Raw genomic sequence first — 4,205 nt, 5'->3', positions numbered from 1 at the left:
GCCTTGAGCGGCGCAAGGTAACCCAGGTCTTCGGCCAGCTCGATCCAGGTGACCTGGCCGGCCCAGCCCTGGTAGCGGATTTCGGACTTTTCAAGCGGGGGAGCGGCATGGCCTTGAGTGGACAGGAGGCCAAACGACAAAGCTGTGAGACCGAGGAAGCGAGTGATATTCATGGCGTGAGGAGTGAGTGGTTGACGGGCTCAACATCGCAGCATCCATGCCAGTGATTTCGGACTGATTCAGGGGTGATTTCGGGGTTTTCAGGGCGTCCGGGTGGCTTTGTTGCTGCATCCCGGGCAGTCGGCTGTTGAGGTGCTGTCTGGTTTTGCGCAGAAGCGGCCTGGCGTGTTGACGGGAAGCGGGCAGCGCTGCGGAACCTTGGGGTATTTCTGTCCTGAAGTCCTACAGCGCGCGGCGGTGAATTGATTTAAAACCGGGAATGCCTTTTGCGCATTCGCGCATTCGCTGATCAAACCCTTTCATTCCCACCTTTCTGGAGAACCCCATGGCTCAATACAACATCGCTGTCATCGTCGGCAGCATCCGCAAGGATTCGTTCAACAAAAAACTCGCCGGCGCGCTTGAAAAGCTGTTTCCCGCAGACTTCAGCTTTACCCATGTGCGCATTGACGACCTGCCGCCTTACAACCAGGACGATGACGGGAATCCGTCCGCAGAGGTGAAGCGGCTCAAGGGCGAGATCAAGGCGGCGCAGGGCCTGCTGTTTGTCACGCCTGAATACAACCGCTCGATTCCAGGTGTGCTGAAAAATGCCATTGACCATGCCTCACGCCCTTATGGCCAGAGCGCCTGGGATGGCAAGCCTGCCGGGGTGATCGGGGCATCGGTTGGTGCGATTGGTACTGCGCTTGCCCAGCAGCATCTGCGCAATACCCTGGCTTACCTGAATGTGCCTACGCTGGGGCAGCCTGAGGCTTTTGTCCACAACAAGGACGGTTTGTACGACGCTGATGGCAGCATCAGTGAAGGCAGCCGCAAGTTTTTGCAGGGGTGGGTGGATGCTTATGTGGGGTGGGTTAAGAAGCACGCCTGAGCTTGCGTTTCCCGTTGCTGCTCTTGTTCGGCGGCTACGCTTTTTGCTGAGAGTGGTTGGCCGGGGGTTGCCCGGCATGCAACTCACTTTCTTTTGCTTCGCCAAAAGAAAGTAAGCAAAGGTCACGTAGTGGGGATTCGCTCACTTCGCGAAGCGAAGTTACGCGAATACCAAAAGGCGACCSTGSTKYCTGCGTCCCTTCGCTWCGCTACGGGCAGCCTGCGGTGCTCGGTCCAGCCGGGGTCAAAAACAACTCGCCTTCGGCTCAAACAAGTTTTTGCCCTGATCCGTCTGGCCCTGCGCTCCTCGGCGCATACAGAAGGGGTGGGGTCAAGGAGTATGTGACCGAACCCATGAGCCTGAACATCCGGGAAGAGCCATGACTTGGCGGGATGAAGTGGGACGAGCCCAACGAAATCGGGCCTCTCGGGACAATTTGGGCAACTCGGACTGTAGAGCCTGCGGACGCGGTAAAACCGGGCCATACGGGCTTTCTTGCTATCTGGGCAGGCACCTGCACCGAATGGCCTCGGAATACCCGTATGGCGCGCCGCCACAGGGAAATTGGGCTCCTCCACCTACCATCTGCCGCCGGCCGGCATGCATTGAAGTCGGACATTGGCGTTCGAGTTCAACGTCCGAGTTGCCTAAGTGCATGATTTATATGGCCTCACAACGATACGGACGCGACGGCTAAATTTTTAAACTCGGGCGAATTTTGCTGTCGTTTTAAGCAAAAGTCGAACAGTAACTCGAACGTTCGAAGGCGTTTAAAGCCCCCTTTTTAGGTCGCGGWTTTTACTTTTCCCGCCATCCTGCTAAACTGAAATTAAGGCGCCCGCCGGAGTTTCAAGCGGCTCAAAAAAGGCACAGTTCGCATTGCAATAACCTGTGGCCAATCGTGCAGCTTCGCACGCGCAGGGTCGGAAACGCTTGTGACCCCGCGCATTATTCGGAGTACACGTCATGGCACAGCTATCCGCCGTTGCTTTCGCTGTTCGTAACACGATTTCAGCTCAAGGCATCTCTCTCTCGACTGGTCACGCTCAGCAGCTTGTCGCTGCAGCGCTCGGTCACAATAATCTCGCGTCATACCAAGCATCCAGTGATGATATCGGGCTATCGAAAGCGGTCGATATCGTCTTGGATTCACACCGTTTGCAACAGCGAGCGACTGAACTGGGACACGACCCTCGGGTGTTTGCACGGGCGCTCACTACAGCCCTGCAGTCCAGCTTTCCAGATGCCGACATCTACGATAACCACGAAGCCTGGTTGATGGATGTGCAGGGCCATTTTGAGCTGGCCATCGTGAACGAAGAATCGGTTAGCTCCGAAGTGGCAATGACCAATGGCACCTTTCCGCGCATTGACATCGATTTACCTTGGTGGGACACGCTTGACGAGCATGATGGCGACACCTTGACCTTGGACTTCGACGGCCTTGTCACGGTCGACCAAGACGAAGAGCGCGTCTACTGGGGTGACGAGATCGATGTACGCGTTACTCTGACGGTTGAGAGCTTTGGTCGCCGACTGTTTGGCCATCGCCGCGTCGATGTGGAACATGCAAAATTACGTTGGCTGGGCGAACCGGACCACTTTTTCACTAGCTGAGCCGAACATCACAGAATACCCAAACCCGAATACCGGACGCAGGCCTCCGCTTAAAACGGGGCGTCGCCTTCGATGGTGGTGCGGTAGAGCTTGCGGCGCAGGTGGTCGGGGGTGCCTGCTGCCAGGTGGGTGACTGAGCGGTTGTCCCAGAACACCATGTCGTGCGGCTGCCATTGGTGGCGGTAGATGAGTTCGGGGCGTGAGGTGTGTTCGAACAGTTCGCTGAGCAGCGCTTTGCTTTCGTCCTCTGGTATGCCCAGGATGCGGGTGGTGAAATGCTCGCTGACAAAAAGCGCCTTGCGGCCGTTTTCAGGGTGGGTGCGTACCACCGGGTGGACCACCGGCTTGACCTCTTCCACCTGCTCTTGTGTGAGCTTGGGTCGCCACGGGTTGCGGCTGCGCAGCTCTTCGTATTTGGCGAGGTAGGTGTGTTCGGCGCGCAGGCCCTGCACAGCTGTCTTCAGCGCGTCGGGCAGGGTGTCCCAGGCGGTGTGCTGGTTGGCGAAGAGGGTGTCGCCGCCTTCGGAGGGCAGCTCCCGGGCATGCAGCAATGAGCCCAGGCTGGGCTTGTCTTTGTATGACAGGTCAGAGTGCCAGAAATGGCCGGCGTCGCCCAGGCCGATGGGTTCGCCGTTTTCCTTGATGTTGGAGACGATCAGGATTTCAGGGTGGTTTTGCAACTGGAAGTTTTTCAACACATGAATTTGCAGCGGCCCAAAGCGGCGGCTGAAATCAACATGTTGCTGCGGCGTGATGCGCTGGTCGCGAAAGACCAGCACGTGGTGGTCCAGGTGTGCGCGGTGGATGCGGCTGAAGTCAGCTGTGGTGAGCGGTGTGGACAAATCCATGCCCAGCACCTCGGCGCCCAGCGGGGCGTCAAAAGGCCGGATCTCGATGGAGGATTGGGTATGCGTTGCTGCCGATGCATCGGCACGGTCGTTCGGAGTCAAAGTCGCTGTCATCTTCATCTTTCTCATCTGCGTCCTGGGGCGCCGGTCAGCCTATAAATGTAGGAGTGCCGCCGTGCAAAGCGAACTACCTATTCGTCGTTTGTTAATTACTTTTAAGTCTGTTCGGCTTCGCCACACGAGGGCGCCAACCATCTTATCTATCGGATCCACTCACTCGCAACGCTTTCACCACCAGCGAGAAGGCCGGTGAAGGCTGGCGTCTGCTGGGATAGTACAGGTGGTAGCCGGAAAATTTTGGGCACCAGTCCTGCAGAACGCGCACCAGCCGCCCGGCTTCAATGTGCGCCGTCAGTTCGTCTTCCGGCAGCAATGCGATGCCCAACCCCGCCAGTGCCGCGTCGACCTGCGGCGTTGTCGTGTTAAAGATCAGCGGGCCATCCACACGGACATTGACCTGGCGGCCGCGGCGCTCAAAGTCCCAGACGTACAACCCGCCGGAAGTAGGCATGCGCTGGTTGATGCAGTGATGTGCGGTGAGGTCGTGCGGTGTTTTGGGGATGGAATGGACCGCAAAATAACCGGGTGAAGCCGCTACTGCCATACGCAGCGGCGGGCCGATGGGC

The 4,205-nt window shown here is 57.9% G+C and carries 4 protein-coding genes; 2 read left to right on the top strand and 2 right to left on the bottom strand.

What is annotated here, in order from left to right:
- Nucleotides 1-505 precede the first annotated feature (505 nt).
- Both AC1DWI_RS15125 and AC1DWI_RS15120 read left to right on the top strand, forming a co-directional pair.
- Nucleotides 506-1,054, top strand: a complete 549-nt coding sequence (locus tag AC1DWI_RS15125; protein WP_477670788.1) for an NADPH-dependent FMN reductase — start codon at nucleotides 506-508, stop codon at nucleotides 1,052-1,054.
- A gap of 966 nt (nucleotides 1,055-2,020) precedes the next feature.
- Complete coding sequence (locus AC1DWI_RS15120; RefSeq protein WP_477670787.1) at nucleotides 2,021-2,671, top strand: hypothetical protein; 651 nt, start codon at nucleotides 2,021-2,023, stop codon at nucleotides 2,669-2,671.
- A 50-nt stretch (nucleotides 2,672-2,721) separates the two neighbouring features.
- Here AC1DWI_RS15120 and AC1DWI_RS15115 read toward each other — a convergent pair whose 3' ends face one another.
- Complete coding sequence (locus AC1DWI_RS15115) at nucleotides 2,722-3,633, bottom strand: TauD/TfdA dioxygenase family protein (RefSeq protein ID WP_477670786.1); 912 nt, start codon at nucleotides 3,631-3,633, stop codon at nucleotides 2,722-2,724.
- Between the two features lie 142 nt (nucleotides 3,634-3,775).
- Nucleotides 3,776-4,205 (bottom strand): LysR substrate-binding domain-containing protein (locus AC1DWI_RS15110; protein ID WP_477725127.1); only part of this gene is annotated, 430 nt, incomplete at its 5' end.

The organism is Polaromonas sp. P3_C2 (genome assembly GCF_056402675.1).
Note: the sequence above shows the minus strand (reverse complement) of the source record. Positions and strands in the feature narration are given on the sequence as shown.